General features: G+C 69.9%; 20 protein-coding genes. 9 read left to right on the forward strand and 11 right to left on the reverse strand.

All coding sequences use genetic code 11. The annotated features are described in order from the left end of the window. Positions 1–19: 19 nt before the first annotated feature. Positions 20–433 carry an anti-sigma regulatory factor gene (locus ABZ208_RS16435; protein ID WP_328396614.1) on the reverse strand — a complete coding sequence of 138 codons (414 nt, stop codon included), beginning with the start codon at positions 431–433 and terminating at the stop codon, positions 20–22. 242 nt (positions 434–675) lie between these two features. Continuing rightward, positions 676–936, reverse strand: a complete 261-nt coding sequence (locus tag ABZ208_RS16440; protein WP_356910158.1) for a UBP-type zinc finger domain-containing protein — start codon at positions 934–936, stop codon at positions 676–678. 49 nt (positions 937–985) lie between these two features. Here ABZ208_RS16440 and ABZ208_RS16445 point away from each other — a divergent pair, with 49 nt between their 5' ends. Next, the gene (locus ABZ208_RS16445) at positions 986–2,581 is read left to right on the forward strand and encodes a Na+/H+ antiporter (protein WP_356910159.1); all 1,596 of its coding nucleotides are present in this window, start codon (positions 986–988) and stop codon (positions 2,579–2,581) included. Between the two features lie 57 nt (positions 2,582–2,638). Here the strand turns inward: ABZ208_RS16445 and ABZ208_RS16450 are convergent, their stop codons facing one another. Further along, positions 2,639–3,568, reverse strand: coding sequence for a pyridoxal-phosphate dependent enzyme (locus tag ABZ208_RS16450; protein ID WP_356910160.1), 930 nt, complete (start codon positions 3,566–3,568; stop codon positions 2,639–2,641). A gap of 206 nt (positions 3,569–3,774) precedes the next feature. Here ABZ208_RS16450 and ABZ208_RS16455 point away from each other — a divergent pair, with 206 nt between their 5' ends. From ABZ208_RS16455 to ABZ208_RS16470, 4 genes are all read left to right on the forward strand, one after another. Continuing rightward, positions 3,775–5,193 (forward strand): family 2B encapsulin nanocompartment shell protein, encoded by a 1,419-nt coding sequence (locus ABZ208_RS16455; RefSeq protein ID WP_356910161.1) that lies wholly within the window; start codon positions 3,775–3,777, stop codon positions 5,191–5,193. A gap of 101 nt (positions 5,194–5,294) precedes the next feature. After that, positions 5,295–6,332 carry a family 2 encapsulin nanocompartment cargo protein polyprenyl transferase gene (locus ABZ208_RS16460; RefSeq protein ID WP_356910162.1) on the forward strand — a complete coding sequence of 346 codons (1,038 nt, stop codon included), beginning with the start codon at positions 5,295–5,297 and terminating at the stop codon, positions 6,330–6,332. 101 nt (positions 6,333–6,433) lie between these two features. After that, positions 6,434–6,646, forward strand: a complete 213-nt coding sequence (locus tag ABZ208_RS16465; RefSeq protein ID WP_356910163.1) for a hypothetical protein — start codon at positions 6,434–6,436, stop codon at positions 6,644–6,646. A gap of 53 nt (positions 6,647–6,699) precedes the next feature. Continuing rightward, positions 6,700–7,143: a DUF6304 family protein gene (locus ABZ208_RS16470; protein WP_356910164.1), complete on the forward strand. Its 444-nt coding sequence runs from the start codon at positions 6,700–6,702 to the stop codon at positions 7,141–7,143. Positions 7,144–7,158: 15 nt separating this feature from the next. Here the strand turns inward: ABZ208_RS16470 and ABZ208_RS16475 are convergent, their stop codons facing one another. Beyond that, a complete protein-coding gene (locus ABZ208_RS16475; protein WP_356910165.1) occupies positions 7,159–7,614 on the reverse strand; it encodes a group II truncated hemoglobin in 456 nt (151 codons plus the stop codon). 153 nt (positions 7,615–7,767) lie between these two features. Next, positions 7,768–8,424: a snapalysin gene (gene snpA, locus ABZ208_RS16480; protein ID WP_356910166.1), complete on the reverse strand. Its 657-nt coding sequence runs from the start codon at positions 8,422–8,424 to the stop codon at positions 7,768–7,770. Between the two features lie 214 nt (positions 8,425–8,638). Here snpA and ABZ208_RS16485 point away from each other — a divergent pair, with 214 nt between their 5' ends. Together ABZ208_RS16485 and ABZ208_RS16490 are read left to right on the forward strand one after the other, a co-directional pair. Next, positions 8,639–9,607: a LysR family transcriptional regulator gene (locus ABZ208_RS16485; protein ID WP_356910167.1), complete on the forward strand. Its 969-nt coding sequence runs from the start codon at positions 8,639–8,641 to the stop codon at positions 9,605–9,607. A gap of 90 nt (positions 9,608–9,697) precedes the next feature. Beyond that, entirely contained in the window at positions 9,698–10,024 is a 327-nt protein-coding gene (locus ABZ208_RS16490) for a hypothetical protein (RefSeq protein WP_356910168.1), read from the forward strand. Between the two features lie 46 nt (positions 10,025–10,070). Here the strand turns inward: ABZ208_RS16490 and ABZ208_RS16495 are convergent, their stop codons facing one another. Both ABZ208_RS16495 and sodN read right to left on the reverse strand, forming a co-directional pair. Further along, positions 10,071–11,117 carry an amidohydrolase family protein gene (locus ABZ208_RS16495; RefSeq protein WP_356910169.1) on the reverse strand — a complete coding sequence of 349 codons (1,047 nt, stop codon included), beginning with the start codon at positions 11,115–11,117 and terminating at the stop codon, positions 10,071–10,073. A 458-nt stretch (positions 11,118–11,575) separates the two neighbouring features. Beyond that, positions 11,576–11,971 carry a superoxide dismutase, Ni gene (sodN, locus tag ABZ208_RS16500; RefSeq protein WP_014176526.1) on the reverse strand — a complete coding sequence of 132 codons (396 nt, stop codon included), beginning with the start codon at positions 11,969–11,971 and terminating at the stop codon, positions 11,576–11,578. Between the two features lie 153 nt (positions 11,972–12,124). Here sodN and sodX point away from each other — a divergent pair, with 153 nt between their 5' ends. Then, a complete protein-coding gene (gene sodX, locus ABZ208_RS16505; protein WP_356910170.1) occupies positions 12,125–12,550 on the forward strand; it encodes a nickel-type superoxide dismutase maturation protease in 426 nt (141 codons plus the stop codon). On the opposite strand, the gene ABZ208_RS16510 is transcribed toward sodX, so the two are convergent. Beyond that, positions 12,469–13,083 (reverse strand): CGNR zinc finger domain-containing protein, encoded by a 615-nt coding sequence (locus ABZ208_RS16510; protein ID WP_356910171.1) that lies wholly within the window; start codon positions 13,081–13,083, stop codon positions 12,469–12,471. The genes sodX and ABZ208_RS16510 overlap by 82 nt on opposite strands. Positions 13,084–13,164: 81 nt before the next feature. Here ABZ208_RS16510 and ABZ208_RS16515 point away from each other — a divergent pair, with 81 nt between their 5' ends. Next, positions 13,165–13,938 carry a class I SAM-dependent methyltransferase gene (locus ABZ208_RS16515; RefSeq protein ID WP_356910172.1) on the forward strand — a complete coding sequence of 258 codons (774 nt, stop codon included), beginning with the start codon at positions 13,165–13,167 and terminating at the stop codon, positions 13,936–13,938. 66 nt (positions 13,939–14,004) lie between these two features. Here ABZ208_RS16515 and ABZ208_RS16520 read toward each other — a convergent pair whose 3' ends face one another. Genes ABZ208_RS16520 through ABZ208_RS16530 form a run of 3 tightly spaced genes read right to left on the reverse strand, consistent with a single transcriptional unit; the run spans position 14,005 to position 16,730 of the window. Then, a complete protein-coding gene (locus ABZ208_RS16520; protein WP_356910189.1) occupies positions 14,005–14,757 on the reverse strand; it encodes an amino acid ABC transporter ATP-binding protein in 753 nt (250 codons plus the stop codon). Positions 14,758–14,762: 5 nt separating this feature from the next. Then, entirely contained in the window at positions 14,763–15,725 is a 963-nt protein-coding gene (locus ABZ208_RS16525; RefSeq protein WP_356910173.1) for an amino acid ABC transporter permease, read from the reverse strand. A 42-nt stretch (positions 15,726–15,767) separates the two neighbouring features. Further along, on the reverse strand, positions 15,768–16,730 hold the full coding sequence (locus ABZ208_RS16530; protein WP_356910174.1) for an ABC transporter substrate-binding protein: 963 nt from the start codon (positions 16,728–16,730) through the stop codon (positions 15,768–15,770). Positions 16,731–16,978: the final 248 nt, after the last annotated feature.

Below are 16,978 nucleotides of genomic sequence, written 5' to 3' on the forward strand. Positions count from 1 at the left end.
CCGTCCCCGTTTCCCTCGCTCACGCCGGCCCGGGTCCCGCGCCGCGCTGCTTGTACAGGCTGATGGAGACCGTACGGTCGTCGGCGACCGACGAGTCGACCTTGCCGGCCAGTGCGGAAAGCACCGTCCAGGCGAACGTGTCACGCTCCGGTGCCCGGCCGTCGGTCGTCGGTGCCGAGACCGTCACCTCCAGTGAGTCGTCGACGAGCCGGAACACACAGCTCAGGACGGATCCGGGCAGAGCCTGCTGCAGCAGGATCGCGCATGCCTCGTCGACCGCGATCCGCAGATCCTCGATCTCGTCGAGGGTGAAGTCCAATCGTGCTGCGAGGCCTGCGGTGGCCGTACGCAACACGGACAGGTAGGCACCCGCAGCGGGCAGCCGGACTTCCACGAAGTCCTGGGTCCCGGGCTCGCCTGCGATCTGGGACACCCTCACCTCCAAGGTGGCACAAGCTCTTTCGGGGCCACGGGAGAAAGATCCCGGAGCCTTGCGGTACGTAGTCGATACGTAGCCGGTACTGGCCCGGCGACGCTATCGCGATCCATGGTGCCGTGTCGCCGGGACCCCTGCCGATGGCTGTCACTCATGGTAAGCACATGAGTACGGACAGTGGCTAGGGGTCTGCGCCGCCCAAATAAGCGGATCCAGCGGATGGTTGACGTACCCAGACGTCAGACGATCGAACCGTCGACAAAGCACCACCGCCAGGTCTGCCCCGGCTCGAAACTGCGCATGACCGCATGGGCCGTCTCCTGGAAGTGCCCGCTCGCATGCCGCAGCGGCGACGAGTCGCAGCATGCCACATGCCCGCAGACCAGACAGATCCGCAGCTGAACGGGGTGGCTGCCGACCGCCTCGCACTCGGTGCAGGAGCTGGACAGCGGCACGGGCTCGGGGCGCGGCAGTTCTGCTACATGCGTGCACTCGCTCATGATTGCCAGATTACGACGCAGCTGACGGACCGGACACGAGGTCGGTGACATGGACGTTTTGCATCTGGTGGGACTGATCGCGGTGAGCGCCGCGGTCGCGGGTGCCGCACGCAGGACACCCGTACCGGCGCCGCTGCTGCTCGTCACGGCCGGCCTGATCGCCTCGTACGTGCCTGGTGTGCCGGACTACGTCCTCGATCCGCACATCGTGCTGCCGCTGGTGCTGCCGCCACTGCTGCACACGGCGGCGCTCGACAGCTCCTATCTCGATCTGCGCGCCAACGCCCGGCCGATCGCGCTGCTGTCGGTCGGCTACACCCTTTTCGCGACCGTCACGGTCGGTTACTTCGCCTATCTGCTGGTGCCCGATCTGCCGCTGGCCGCCGCGCTGGTGCTCGGTGCCGTCGTCGCACCGCCGGACGCCGTCGCCGCGACAGCCGTCGCGCGCCGGCTCGGTCTGCCCCACCGGATCACCACGATCCTGCAGGGCGAATCCCTCGTGAACGACGCCACCGCGATCACCGCGTACAAAGTGGCCCTGGCCGCCGCGGTCGGCGCGGGCGCGGGCTGGGTCGACGGTGTCCGTGAGTTCGCGCTGGCCGCGCTCGGGGGCATCGCCGTCGGGCTGGCCCTGATGGTGCCGATCCACTGGCTGCGCACGCACCTCACGGAGCCACTGCTGCAGAACACGCTCTCCCTGCTGATCCCGTTCGCCGCCTACGCCCTCGCGGAACAGGTCCAGGCGTCCGGAGTCCTCGCGGTGGTCGTCGTCGCGCTGTATCTCGGCCATCACGATTGGCAGGTCGACTTCGCGACCCGGCTCCAGGAGGGAGCGGTGTGGAAGGTGGTCGCGTTCATCCTGGAGTCGTCGGTCTTCGCCCTGATCGGGCTGCAGCTCTCGTTCGTCGTGTCCGGGCTCGGCGCGTACGGGGTCGTCGAGTCCCTCACGTACGCGGTCGGGGTCTTCGCCGCCGTGGTCGTCATGCGCTTCGTGTGGGTGTTTCCGGCGACGTTCCTGCCGCGCATGCTGTCCGCGCGGATCAGGGAACGCGAACCGGACACCAACTGGACCGCGCCGCTGATCGTCGGCTGGGCCGGCATGCGGGGTGTGGTGTCCCTGGCGATCGCGTTCTCGATCCCGGTGGTGACGGAGGACGGCGAGCCCTTCCCGGCCCGCAACCTTGTCCTCTTCCTCACCTTCACCACGGTGATCGGCACGCTGGTGGGCCAGGGCCTGACCCTGCCGCCGCTGATCCGCGCGCTGAAGCTGCCCGCCCGTGACGTGTACGCCGAGACGCTGGCCGAGGCACAGGCGCAGAGCCAGGCGTCCGCGGCGGCCGAGCGGCAACTCGAGCGACTGCTGGCGGACCCGGGCAACCGGCTGCCGCAGCCGCTCGCCGACCGGCTGCGCTCCGTGCTGGAGCGGCGACGCAACTCGGTGTGGGAGAGGCTCGGTTCGGTGAACGAGGAGACCGGCGAGTCGGCGGACGACACGTACCGGCGCCTGGCCCGGGAGATGATCGCCGCCGAGCGGGACGTGTTCGTGGAGCTGCGCAACCTCAGGGAGATCGACGACGAGATGATGCGTACGCTGCTGCGCCGTCTGGACCTGGAGGAGGCGGCCGCGTACCGGGAAGGGGCCTGACTCACCGCGCCGTGCCGGACACGGGTGGCCGGCGGCAGGCGGGTGGCCCGGCGCGTGTCATCGGGCCTCCGGCCGTCCACCGCCGTCATCGTGGCCGGTGATCACGGCCACGACCGTCGTACCGCGGGCGAACGCGCCCTCCTCGGCGAGCGTCGTCAGGCCCAGCAGCATCTTGGCGACGTAGACGCGTTCCACCGGCAGCCGGTGGCGGGACTCGAAGTCGGCTGCGAACGCTTCGAGTTCAGGGGTCGTACGGGCATAGCCGCCGCAGTGGAAGCGCTCGTCCAGCGACCAGTGGCCGGCCGGGCCGCCGAAAGCCTCGGCCTGCAGCGAGCGGACCGCCTCGGTGAGGAAGCCGCCCTTGAGCACCGGGAAGCCCAGCGCGCGCCCGCCTTCGCCCAGACCGGCGGCCAGACCGGAGAGGGTGCCGCCGGTGCCGCAGGCCACGCCGACGACATCCGCGAGAGAGTGCAGCTCGCGGCCGAGTTCGGCGCAGCCGCGCGCGGCGAGGGCGTTGCTGCCGCCCTCGGGGACGACGTACGCGTCACCGGCCGCAGCCCGTCGCAGGATCCCGGCGCGCACCTGGGGGTCGTCCTTGGCGCGGTATGCCGCGCGGTCGACGAACACCAGGCGCATACCGTCGCGGGTGCACCGCGCCAGGGACGGGTTGAGCGGGCGTGCGGCCAGTTCGTCGCCGCGTACGACACCGATCGTGGGGAAACCCAGCAGCCGGCCCGCCGCGGCCGTCGCGCGCAGATGGTTGGAGTACGCACCGCCGAACGTGAGCACCGGGCGGCCCTCTGCGGCCCGCAGGTTGAGGGCCAGCTTGCGCCACTTGTTGCCGGGGAGGTCGGGGTGGATCAGATCGTCCCGCTTGAGCAGGAGCCGTACGCCGTGCCGGGCGAAGCGCTCGTCCTCGGCCGGCTGCAGCGGCGACGGCAGCCGCGGCCGCAGTGCGGCGGTGAGGTCGAGCGCTTCCCTGGTCACCCGTCCATTGTCGGGTCACCTGTGCCGGGCCACCTCAGGCACTCCCGGACACGCCCGCGACCTGCGGACCGCGTGCGAGGCGGTCCGGACCTGCCCCGATGCGGCGCGTCCAGTCCCACTCATTTGTGTAATGGCGCACGCACGCTCCGCGCTGGAAGGCTTGCTGTCGCAGGTCAGAACCATGATCGTGAGCGAGAGGGACACACATGACGGTTGGTTCGGTCGGTTCCGCAGGCAACGAGGTCCGCGAGCAGACGCCACAGCAGAGTCTCGGCACCGCAGCCGCACGGAACCTCGCGACCACCACCAAGTCGGCCCCGCAGATGCAGGAGATCACCTCACGGTGGCTGCTGCGGATGCTGCCATGGGTCCAGGTGCAGGGCGGTACGTACCGGGTGAACCGCCGCCTCAGCTATTCGGTCGGCGACGGCCGGGTCACGTTTGTGCAGACCGGGGACCGGGTCGCCGTCATCCCCGCCGAGCTCGGCGAGCTGCCGGCACTGCGGGACTACGGCGACGAGGCGGTGCTCACCGAGCTGGCGCAGCGCTGCGAGCAGCGGGAGTTCGCGGCCGGAGAGGTGCTGGCCGCGGGCGGGGAGGCCGCGGACCGGATCTATCTGCTGGCCCATGGCCGCGTGGAGCAGATCGGCGAAGGGCCGTACGGCGACGAGGCGGTGCTCGGCGTCCTCGCCGACGGTGCCTACTTCGGCGAGGAGACGCTCGTGGACCGCGGCGCGGTCTGGCAGTACACCGTCCGCGCCGCGACGGCATGCACCGTGCTGGTGCTGACCAGGGACGACGTGGTCAACCTCGCCGACCGCGCCGTGTCGCTGCGCACCCATCTGGCAGGCATCGCCGCCCTGCCCGAGCAGCGCACGAACAAGTACGGCGAGGCGGAGATCGATCTGTCGGCCGGCCATGTCGGCGAGGCCGTCGTCCCGCACACGTACGTGGACTACGACGCATCGCCGCGCGAGTACGAACTGAGCGTCGCGCAGACCGTGCTGAAGGTGCACAGCCGGGTCGCCGACCTCTACAACCAGCCGATGAACCAGACCGAGCAGCAGTTGCGGCTCACGGTCGAGGCGCTGCGCGAGCGCCAGGAGCACGAGCTGATCAACAACCGGGAGTTCGGTCTGCTGCACAACTGCGACTACGGGCAGCGGCTGCAGCCGCACGACGGAGCGCCGAGCCCGGACGACATGGACGAGCTCCTGTCGCGGAGGCGCGGGTCGAAGCTGTTCCTCGCGCATCCGCGGGCCATCGCGGCCTTCGGCCGCGAGTGCAACAAGCGCGGTCTGGTCCCCGAGAGCGTGGAGGTGGCCGGGCACCATGTGCCGGCCTGGCGCGGGGTGCCGATCTTCCCGTGCAACAAGATCCCGGTCTCCGACGCCCGGACCACCTCCATCATCTGCATGCGTACGGGCGAGGAGGACCAGGGTGTCGTCGGCCTCCGCCAGAGCGGCATTCCGGACGAGATCGAGCCCAGCCTGTCGGTGCGATTCATGGGCATCGACGAGCAGGCGATCATCTCGTACCTGGTCACGGCCTACTACTCGGCGGCCGTGCTGGTCCCCGACGCCCTCGGCGTCCTGGAGAACGTGGAGGTCAGCCGCTGGCGGTGACCGGCGCAGCAGGGGCGCGGCGCCCTGTCGCGCCCCGTGCCCGCCGGCCCGCCGCCCTCGCACACGACCCGGCACGCCACTCCCGCGAAAGGATCGCTCAGTTGACCATGTCGGACACCACCCAGGGCCGTGAGGCCGGCGTCCTGCTGGAGCGCACCCGAACCGCCGTCACTCCTCAACTACGGTCCACCATCGAGACCTTGCCCGGCGCCGTACGCCGGGTGGCGCTGTACCACTTCGGCTGGGAGCAGGCCGACGGCACACCGGGCCTCGGTTCGGCGGGCAAGGCAGTCAGACCCGCGATGGTCCTTGCCGCGTGCCGTGCGCTGGGCGGTGATCCTCAGCAGGCCGTGGCGGCGGCCGCCGCCGTGGAGCTGGCGCACAACTTCACCCTGCTGCACGACGACGTCATCGACGAGGACCCCACCCGAAGACACCGCCCCACCGCCTGGACGGTCTTCGGCATCCCGGACGCCATCGTCGCCGGGGACGCCATGTTCGCCCTCGCGCTGCGGCTGCTCGCCGAGGACTCCCACCCTGCCTCGCTCGCGGCGTCGCAGCGGCTCGCGGCCTGCGTCATCGAGCTGTGCGCGGGGCAGCAGGCCGACTGCTCCTTCGAGGAGCGGGGGCCGCACGAGGTCTCGCTGGAGGAGTGCCTCGCCATGGCGACGGCGAAGACGGGGGCGCTCCTCGGCTGCGCCTGTGCACTCGGCGCGCTGTACGCGGGAGCGGGGGCGGAGGCGGTCGCGGCCATGGACGCGTTCGGGCGGGAGGCCGGTCTCGCCTTCCAGCTCATCGACGACCTGATCGGGATCTGGGGGGACCCGGAGCGTACGGGCAAACCGGCCGGGGCGGATCTCGCGGCCCGCAAGAAGTCACTGCCCGTGGTCGCGGCCCTGGCGTCCGGTACGCCGGCCGGAGCCGAGCTTGCGCAACTGTACCGGCGGCCGATGACCCCGTCCGCCGTGCGCCGTGCCGCAGACGCGGTCGACGCGGCGGGCGGCCGTGACTGGGCACAGCTGCATGCCGCCGAGCGCATGTCCAGGGCCGTCGACGAACTCGCCCACGCGGTGCCGGACCTCACCGCGGCGGGCGATCTGCTGGCCCTGGCGGAGTTCGTCACCCGGCGCACCCGCTGAGACGGGCAGGCCGCCGGGGTCCGCCTGTCCCCGTTCCCGATGGCCAGGACGGCCGGCGGCTCAGGCTGTCCGAGACGCCCGTACCGTCTTATCCTTGACTTATGGGTAGCGAAGGACACCATGCCGACCGCCGCCCGCAGGAGGAGCCTGTGTGCCAGGCCTGTGGGCAGCCTGTCGGCACGGTCATCAAGCGACACAAGATGTTCGGGGCGTTCGTCCCCGCCTGGGAGCCGGGCCCGTGCCGTAATCCCGAGTGCGTGCTCTGCACCGACAAGCAGAGGGACGAGCCAGGAGAAGAGGTCGCCGCCTCCTGAAAGTGGGAGGCCGGATGCACCGCGGAGGCAGCCGTACCGCTACAGTCCGCGCCATGTCATCGGAGTCGACTGAAGTGTGGGCGGGCTGGTACCGCGACCGGCAGGGCGCGGAAGCGTTCACCATAGCCGCGAGAGGCGGCCAACTGCACACATGTATCAAGGGTGTTGAGTACGAGGGGGCGACGTTCGCCGCGATGCACGCGGTCGGTACCGACCGCGTGCTGTCCTCCTGCGTGCTCGAATGGGACATGCCGTTGCCGGTGCACGCCGACGGCGCAGTGCAACAGGCAACGCTCAGCTGTCTGTTGACGCTGGGAGAGCCGACCGGGCCCGGCGCCCCGCTGGACCGTGCGGATCTCAATCTGACGTTGCACTACGGTGGTACGGCCTACGAGTCCGGGGGAGCGGAAGGCGACTTCGAGGACGTACTGAACCGCATCCGGCAGCAGCTGCCGCCCGGAGCCGGGCTCGGCCACCGGGAGCCGGCCGGCGCCTGAGCCCCGCCGGCCTGGTCAGCGCAGCCCGTCCCAGCTCCAGCGCGGGGTGGGGCCGGGTTCGCCGAGATCCGTGCCGGGCGGATCGGCCGACACATCGCGGGCGATCTTCGTTCCCCAGTCGAAGTACTCCACGACCCGGCGGCGCAGCAGCTCGTCGTCGGGCAGCTCCTTCGCCACCGCGTCACTCATCAGCTCCATCCAGCGCAGCCGCTGCTCCTCGGTGATGTGCAGTCCGAGATGGGCGTCCAGCAGAGCCTGGTGACCGCCCAGCTCGTCGGTGAAGCGGGTGGGTCCCTCGAAGACCTCGGCCAGCCAGACGGCGACACGCTCGACATGGGTGGGGGTGAAGTCGGCGAAGACGGGGGCGAGCAGCGGGTCGGCGAGCACGGCTTCATAGAACGTGTTGCTCAGGCGGCGCAGCGCGTCCGCGCCGCCCACGGCCTCGTACAGCGTGGTGGGCTTGTCGCTCATGCTTGCCAGCATTTCCCGGATCGCTGGGACGGCCAAGCCTTTCCGCTCTGGGCGCATGGAGCGGAAGGGCGAAATCCGGGCGAGCCCGGGGAAGGGCGCCCCGCTGTGCGCTGCGGGGCGCCCTCGCCTATCGGCTTCCGGGGCGGGCCCCCGTCAGGAGACGCGGGCGACGGCAGCCGCGAGACCGTTGGCCCACAACTGGTTCACGCGAGCGCGCTCCTGCGTGTTCGGTACGGCGTTCTGGCAGGACGGTCCCGGGCCGCCGCCCGACATCAGTTCGCTGCACGGCCCGGAGTAGTGGTCCGGCAGGCCGAGCACATGGCCGGTCTCGTGGGCAGTGACGCGGGTGGAGTTGTACTGCTGGTTCTGCCGGTAGTCGAGGAATATGTAGCCGCGGCCGTGCCCGTCGGTGCTCGCGTACGAACCGCGCGGGTCGTTGCCCTCGTAGTACCGGAAGTCGGGGCTGCTGCCTTCCTGCAGCCGCACATTGCCGACCGAGCTGTTCCAGATCTGGGTGCTGCGTGCTATCTGGTTCCGGAAGCTCGGGGCGTTGCTCGCGCTGTAGACGACGGTGACGGCTTGGGCGCCCGGATTCGCGGCGCGCTTCTTGGACACCGACGCGACGACCGCGTCGAAGAACGCCTGGGTGGCCTTGGCGTCCTCGGCAGAGCCTTCGTAGGCTGCGTACGAAGAAGAGGCGGCGGCCGCAGGGGAGTTGGCCGTCGTGGCAGCGGTGGCGGGCAAGGTGCCCAGGGTGGCGGCGAGGCCGAGACCGAGGGCGGCGGCGAGTAACGATCTGAAGTGACGCATGGGGGGCTCCTGCTCGTCCGATGAAACGATTCGGTAGGGCAGAGTGTCCGGGAGTCGAACCCCCGTACGGATGATGCCAATCGGCGATAACCCAGCCGCATCGCCCGCCTTCTGCGGGTCACCCGGCATTCCTCCGGCAGGCTGCCACGATTCGTCCCTCCTGCCACAACTCCATTGTCTGGTGCGGCAGTTGGGGCCGCTCTACGCTCAGGACATGGAGCTCGAGGTGAGGCACCTGCGTGCGCTGTGCGCCATAGCCGACAGCGGCAGCCTGCACAAAGCGGCCCGGCAACTGGGTGTCAGCCAGCCGTCCCTGACGACCCAGCTGCGCAGGATCGAGAACTTCCTTGGCGCGGAGCTGTTCTCGCGCGAGCGCACCGGGTGCCGGCCGACCCCGCTGGGGCGCGCCGTGCTGAGCCGCGCCCGCCCGTTGGTGGCCGAGATGGCCGCGCTGATCGTCGAGGCAAAGGCGGAGGCCTGGGACGGCGGCACCCGGCTGCGGATCGGCTCCACCGCCAGCCGCGCACTTGCCGGCTGGCTGCGCCGCCTGCGAAAGCGGCTGCTGGGCACCGACATCTCGCTGCACATGGACGTGTCCGCCAACGCCCTGCTGCGGATGGTCGCCGCGGGACAGCTCGATGTCGCTTTCGTGCACGAGGTGGAGGGCTCGCCGCTGCGGGTGCCGGACGGCCTCGGGGTACGCGTACTGATGGAGCGCGAACCGCAGTTCGTCTCCATGGCCCGCGACCATCCGGCCGCGGCGGCCCCTGTTGTGGAGCTTGCCGACCTCGCCGACGACCGCTGGATGGTCGATCCGACGGTGGACGGCGAATGGGACGGGCTGCGCCGGGTGCTGAGCGCGGCCGGGCTCAACCCTGCGGTTCTGCACGGGGATTACCACACCGCTGCCTCACTGATCGCGGTCGGCGAGGCCGTCGCCCCCTGTCAGCCGACCTCGCTTCCGCGCGAGGACATGGCGATCCGGCCCCTGCGCGGCGACCCCCTCGCCGTCCGGCTGCTGCTGTACTTCCGGCCCGGTTCCGGCGCCGAGGTGTACGAGGCGGTGTACGCGGACCTGGTCGCGGCCTACCGCGAGGCGGCCCAGCGCGCGGGACCCTACCGCCAGTGGCTGACCCGCCAGGACAGCCCCCTGCTGCACCCGCCCGCGTCCTGCTGCGTGTGACCTCCACGCCCACCGGGAGGCCGGGGCCTGCATGATGGCTGCTTCACGATCAGGTGAGCGGCCGCGTGCCGCTCGGAGGGGACGGGACCCATGGGTGACATCTGGCGCGTGCTCGGCGCGGCGGGAGACGCGGTCGGCGACATCGTGATCGACGAGGCCGACTTCCCCTGGCTGCACGGCCGCTTCGTCCCAGGTCCCGGGTTCGCAACGGTCGAGCCGCTGTTCCATCGGGAGCTCGAACTGCTCGAACGCTACGACGAGGACGAGACGGCGGGAGAGGAGTGGGAGGCCGTCTACGCGGACATCGGGCGGGCCGTGTCCCTGGTGTCCCCCACGGGGCCGGTGGCCGAATTCCTGCTGCACATCGAGGGCGACCGGGCTTGGTTCCGGTGGAGCGACGAGCCGTTCGGCGAATGATCGCGGGGAGGCCCGGGGCGGCCTCCCGGGCCGGGCCCGAGCGGCGTCAGGCGACGACGCGTCCCCGCAGGATGATCCGGCTGGGATGGCGCAGCGCGCGCGGATCCAGCGTCGGATCGGTGTCGAACGCGATGAGATCGGCGGGCGCGCCCTCGACGAGCCCCGGCAGGCCGAGCCAGGACCTGGCCGTCCAGGAGGCGGCTCCCACGGCCGCCTCCGCGGGGACACCGGCGCGTACGAGCCAGGCGGTCTCGTCGGCGATGGTCCCGCAGGGGAAGCTGTCGGTTCCGGCGAGGACGGTCACCCCGGCTTCATGAGCGGCGCGTACGTTGCCCGGCATGCCGTCCCAACCGCGCAGCCAGGACTCTCGGGAGGGAGTCCGCTCGTCGGCGCGCATTTCCTCGGCGCCCGCACCGAACACGGCCAGGGTGGGCACCAGCGCGGTGCCCTGACGGGCCATCCGGTCGAGCAGGGCCGGATCGAGGTGCATGCCGTGTTCCAGGCTGTCGGCGCCCGCGAGGACGGCGTTGCGGCACCCTTCCGACGTCTGGCAGTGCACGGACACCTTGCCGCCGGCAGCATGCACGGCCGCGACGGCGGCGGTGAGGATGTCGAGCGGAACGGCCGGCTCGTTCCAGCGCCAATCCCCGATGATCTTTGTCCACCCGGAGGAGGCCTGTGCCTCTTCGACCGCCGCACCGCTGAGCTCGTCCTCGCGGATGTCGCGTCCGACTCCCGGAAAGAAACGGCCCGGTGTGGCCAGCCAGCGCCCGGCGGACCGCACGCGGGGAAGATCGGGGGCGTCGTCCACCCATGCGGGCATCGGCGCGGCAGTGCCCGGCGTGCGCACGAGAAGTACCCCGGCGTCGCGGTGATCGGTCAGATGCCGGCGCAGGGTCTCATCCTCGAACGGCCTGTCGTGCGACTCACTGCCCGGATGTGTGTGCACGTCGACCAGCCCCGGCAACAGCCAGCCGCCGTCGACGACCAGTTCGGCACCGGGAACGGGCTCGGTGCGCAGCACGTCGCCGTCGATCCAGAAGGAGCGCTGCTCCCTCTCGGGCAGCACCACACCGCGTACCTGGACGACCATGATGCCCCCTTCTCAAGTGCCATCCCATCACGAGCACTTGAGGATGTCTGCCTTGCCTGGAATCAACCGCACCCGGTCTGATGCGTTTCCGCTGCGGTCCCTCGACTCCCGTGATCCAAGTCATGGTTGATGTCAAGGCCGGGATGGCCGCAGGCATGATGACCGTGAGCAGCCGAGCCCAGCGGAAGGGAATGCGCCCGACAGCCGGCGAGCGCCGTTGGCGGTGCCGGTCCCGCTGAGCTGTCTGCTTCAGCGCCGCGACCTTCGAAGCAGGTCCAGCGCCGGACTCGGCCGTGCGTGGGCGGTCGGCACGCCGCGGATCCACGCGCACCTGTGACCGGGCGAAGAAGACCGCACCCGGTCCGTCATGGACGCCGTGGGAGGCGGCCTGCGGGCCGGGTGCGGACGGGTGGCGATGGTGACCCGCGACAGCGCACGGCAGGCCACCCAGGCCAGGGTCAGGCCTTCTTGGTCTCCCAGAAGATCTTGTCGATCTGGGCGATGTAGTCCAGAGCCTTCTGCCCCGTGGCCGGGTCCGTCGACGCCTTGGCGGCCGACAGGGCCTTCAGCGCGTCGTTGACCAGCTGGTGCAGCTCGGGGTACTTCTCGAAGTGCGGGGGCTTGAAGTAGTCGCTCCACAGCACCGAGATGTGGTGCTTGGCGAGCTCCGCACGCTGCTCCTTGATGACCGTGGCGCGGGCCCGGAAGTGCGGGTCCTCGTTGGCCTGGTACTTCTCCTGGACGGCCTTGACCGACTCGGCCTCGATACGGGCCTGGGCCGGGTCGTAGACACCGCAGGGGAGGTCGCAGTGCGCGCTGACCTTCACCTTGGGGGCAAACAGGCGGGAGAGCATTGAGCTGTCCTTCCTCGTGATCGTCTTCTCAGGTGGGACATTACTCCGTGAGAGACGTGTTTTCGCGGGTGCCCCCTGCGGCTTAGGTCAAAAGTCCGGGGCGAGCATGGGACCGGTGGCGGAACATACCGAGGGACTCGGAGGCGGTGTCCGATGACGGAGCAGGGGCGGGAGCCCAGGGCGCTGTTCGGCGTCGCCGAGGTGACCGGGCGTTCCATGTATCCCAGGCTGCGGCACGGGGACCATCTGCTGGTGCACTACGGCGCCGAGTTGCGGGCCGGGGACGTGGCCGTGCTGCGCCACCCGCTCCAGCAGGATCTCCTGATCGTCAAGCGCCTGGTCGAGCGGCGCGACGGCGGCTGGTGGGTGCTCGGGGACAACCAGGGCGACGAGGTCGTCGACAGCCGCGCCTTCGGCACCGTCCCCGATGAGCTGATGCTGGCGCGCGTGCGGGCGCGGTACCGGCCGATGCTGCCGGGGCGGCGGCGTACGCCCGTCTATGTGGCGTCGTGGGCGCTCTCGGCCGTACGGCTCGTGCTCGCCGACCGTTCGGTCTCCAGACGCTTGCGGGCGCGGTAGGCGGCCACATTGGCGCGGGTGGCGCAGCGGTCGGAGCAGTAGCGGCGCGAGCGGTTGGTGGACGTGTCGAGATAGGCGTTGCGGCAGGGTGCCGCCTGGCACAGGCCGAGCCGGTCGACGCCGTACTCCGTGAGATGGAAGGCGAGGCCCATCGCGGCGGTCGCGGCAAAGCCCGCCGTCGCGTTGGAGGGGTGCTCGGCGAGGTGCATGTGCCACTTGGGGCGGCCGTCCTCGTCCCGGTGGTCGTGGCCCGAGATCTGCGGGCTGACCGGGAACTCCAGCAGCAGCGAGTTCAGCAGGTCGACCGCCTGGGTCTCCTCGCCCGAGTCGGCGGCGGCGAAGACCGCGCGCAGCCGGCTCCGTACGGACCGGAAGCGGGTGACGTCGGAGTCCGTGGCACGGCGAGCGGCCTGGGTGGACGCGCCGAAGAGCTCGCGGACGGCCTCCACCGAGGTGAGGGAGTCCTTGCCGCGGGCCGGCTCCTCGGTGTTGACCAGGCGCACGGCATAGTCCGAGTAATAGGCCAGTTCCACTTGTAGTCCTTACCGTGACGTTCTACTGTCGACGTAACAGATGGGTCTGCTTCGAGGGTATTACGGTCGGGAGGGTTTCCGGTGCGGGAGACAGGGACGGACACGGGCGCGGGCGCCGACTGGCGGGCCTGGCAGGAGAGCTGGGACCGGCAGCAGGAGTGGTACATGCCCGACCGCGAGGAGCGGTTCCGGGTGATGCTCGACATGGTCGAGGCCACGATCGGCCCCGAGCCGAGGGTGCTGGACCTTGCGTGCGGTACGGGGAGTATCACGGACAGGCTGCTGCGGCGGTTCCCGAACGCCACCAGCACGGGGGTCGATCTTGATCCCGCGCTGTTGACCATCGCCCGGGGGCACTTCGCCGGCGACGAGCGCGTCACCTTCGTCACCGCCGACCTCAAGGACCCCGCGTGGCCGGCCGCGCTGCCGCGTGCCTCGTACGACGCCGTGCTCACCGCCACCGCACTGCACTGGCTGCACAGCGGGCCGCTGACCACGCTGTACGGCCAGGTCGCCGCGCTCGTCCGGGACGGCGGAGTGTTCATGAACGCCGACCATATGAAGGACGCGGCCACGCCCCGCATCAACGCGGCCGAACGGGCCCAGCGCCACGCCGCCATGGACCGCGCCCGCGCCGCGGGTGCGCTCGACTGGGCGGACTGGTGGGCGCTGGCCGCCGAGGACCCGGTGCTGGCCGAGCCGACCGCCGAACGGTTCCGGATCTACGGCGAACACGCCGACGGGGACACCCCTTCCGCCGAGTGGCATGCACGGACCCTGAGGGAGGCGGGCTTCGGGGAGGCGCGGACGGTGTGGGCCTCGCCGTCCGACGCGCTGGTGCTCGCCCTGAAGTAGCGGCAGCCGACAGCGGAAGGGGCGGTACGGATACCGGATCCGTACCGCCCCTTCACGCACGTGCCGCTACAGCACCTTGGACAGGAACGCCTTCGTCCGCTCGTGCTGCGGGTTCCCCAGGACGTCGCGCGGGTGGCCGGACTCGACCACCACACCGCCGTCCATGAAGACCAGCGAGTCGCCGACCTCACGGGCGAAGCCCATCTCGTGCGTGACGACGATCATCGTCATGCCGTCCTCGGCGAGGCCGCGCATGACGTCGAGGACGTCACCCACCAGCTCCGGGTCGAGGGCCGAGGTCGGCTCGTCGAAGAGCATCAGCTTCGGCTCCATCGCCAGCGCACGGGCGATGGCGACACGCTGCTGCTGGCCGCCGGAGAGCTGGGACGGGTAGTTCTTGGCCTTGTCGGCCAGGCCCACCCGGTCCAGCAGCCGCTCGGCGCGCTCACGTGCCACGGCCTTCGTCTCGCCCTTGACCTGGATCGGCGCCTCCATGACGTTGGCCAGGGCCGTCATGTGCGGGAACAGGTTGAAGCGCTGGAAGACCATGCCGATGTCCCGGCGCTGAGCCGCGACCTCGCTGTCCTTCAGCTCGTAGAGCTTGTCGCCCTTCTGCCGGTAGCCGACCAGGTGGCCGTCGACCGAAAGACGGCCGGCGTTGATCTGCTCCAGGTGGTTGATGCACCGCAGGAACGTCGACTTGCCCGACCCGGACGGGCCGACCAGGCAGAACACCTCACGCGGGGCGACCTCGAGGTCGATGCCCCTGAGGATGTGCGCGGCGCCGTAGGACTTGTGGACGCCCTCGGCCTTCACCATGGCGGTCATGCCGACACACCTCCACGGGGGCTCGCGAGCCCCATCATCTTCGTCTTGGCCTTCTGCCACGGCGTGGGCGGCAGCTGTCGCAGCGAACCGCGTGCGTAGTACCGCTCGACGTAGTACTGGCCGATGCTGAACACACTGGTCAGTGCCAGGTACCAGACCGACGCCACGAGCAGCATCTCCATGACCGCGAACGACGTGGAGCCGATGTTCGTCGCGGAACGGAGCAGATCCGTGTACTGCACCGCGGAGACCAGCGAGGAGGTCTTGAGCAGGTTGATGAACTCATTGCCGGTCGGCGGCACGATCACCCGCATCGCCTGCGGCAGCACGATGCGCCGCATGGTCTTGCTGTTGGGCATGCCCAGCGCGTGCGATGCCTCGGTCTGGCCCTCGTCGACCGACTGGATGCCGGCCCGGACGATCTCGGCCATGTAGGCGCCCTCGTTGAGGCCGAGGCCCAGCAGGGCGACCACGAACGGGGTCATCACGTCCACCATCTCGTCCTTGTAGAAACCAAGGTTGAGGATGGGGAAGATCAGCGCGAGGTTGAACCACAGCAGCAGCTGCACATAGACCGGGGTCCCGCGGAAGAGCCAGATGTACAGCCAGGCCACCGCGCCGGTCACCGGGTTCTTCGAGAGCCGCATGACGGCGAACACGATGCCCAGCACCAAGCCGATGATCATCGACAGCACGCTGATGATCACGGTGTTCACGGCGCCGGCGATGATCCGGTCGTCGAAGATGAAGTCCCCGACGGTGCCCCAGTTGACGTCGCCTTGCGAGAACGAGTAGATCAGCGTTGCCAGCAACGCGACTACCACGACACCGCTGACCCAGCGGCCGTAGTGCCGTACCGGGATGGCCTTGATCCGCTCGGGGTGAGCGATCGCCGCTTTGCTGATCCCCGAGTTCGCCGGCGGCTCGTCGGCGGGTGGCTTGTCGAACTTGTCAGTCACAGTGACTGCCCTTCAGTGAACGCTTGAGGCGAGGACGCCGTCTTACTTGCCGCCGTTGATGGTCGCCTCGGTCACGGCGCTGTCCGTGACGTCCCACTTCTTCAGGACCTTCTCGTACTCGCCGTTCTTGATGATGGCGTTCAGGGCCTTCTGGAGCGCGTCGCGGAGCTCCGCGTTGTCCTTGTCGATGGCGATGCCGAACGGACCGGCGTCGGTCTGGTCGCCCACGACCTCGAAGTCGTTGCCGCCGCCCGCGGTCTTCGCGATGTGCGCGGCCACCGGGTAGTCGTTGAGGTCGGCAACGGCGCCGCCGGACTTCACGCGGGTCTGGGCCTCGGCGTCGGTGTCGAACGCCTCGATGGTGAGGGTGCCCTTGCCGTCCTTCTTGCACTTCTCGGCCTGCGCCTTGAAGGTGTCGTGGTACGTCGTGCCACGCTGGACGGCGACCTTCTTGCCGCACAGGTCGTCGAGCGACGTGATCTTCTGCGGGTTGCCCTTCTTGACCAGGAGGGAGACGCCGGAGTTGAAGTAGTCGACGAAGTCGACGCCCTCGCCGGTCTTCTTGCCCTTGTCGTCCAGGCCCTCCTGGCGGGCCTTGGTGTCGCTCATGGCGGACATGACGACGTCCTGGCGGCCGGTGTTGAGCGAGGAGATCAGGCCGTCGAAGGTACCGCTGGTGAACACGAAGTTGACACCGAGCTCCTTGCCGAGGGCCGCGGCGATGTCGGGGTCGATGCCGACGATCTTGCCGCCCTCCTCGTACTCCATCGGAGCGTAGGCGGCGTCGGTGCCGACCTTGATCTCACCGGCGTCCTGGTACTTCTTCGGGAGCGCGTCGAAGAGCGGGGCGTCGGAACCGCCGGCCTGGGTCTTCGTCGACCCCGTGCCCGAGCTGGTCTGGTCACCGCACGCGGTGAGCGTCAGGGCACCGACGACCGCGATCGCGCCGACCGCGGCGATCCGGGACCTGGCAGCGGTCGTACGACGGGTGAGGCTTGCGGTCATGATCGAGGTCCTCCGGCGGGTGAGAGGGGGGGTGTACCAGGGGCCGTGTACTCATCTTCGAGTGTCGCGACCTTGTGTGTTTCCGGCATCTTGCCATTCGGATTAGCCCATTCAGGGGGCCGCGCATGTCAAAATCGGGTAACGGGTCACCCCCGAACCCCAGCGGGCCGGCACATCAAGGCCGGACCTTTCACTGGAACGGCTCCTTCCGACCGAAAGATTTGCTGTGCCTGTCGGCCTCTGTACGG

The organism is Streptomyces sp. NPDC006208 (assembly GCF_040613775.1).
Taxonomy (GTDB): domain Bacteria; phylum Actinomycetota; class Actinomycetes; order Streptomycetales; family Streptomycetaceae; genus Streptomyces.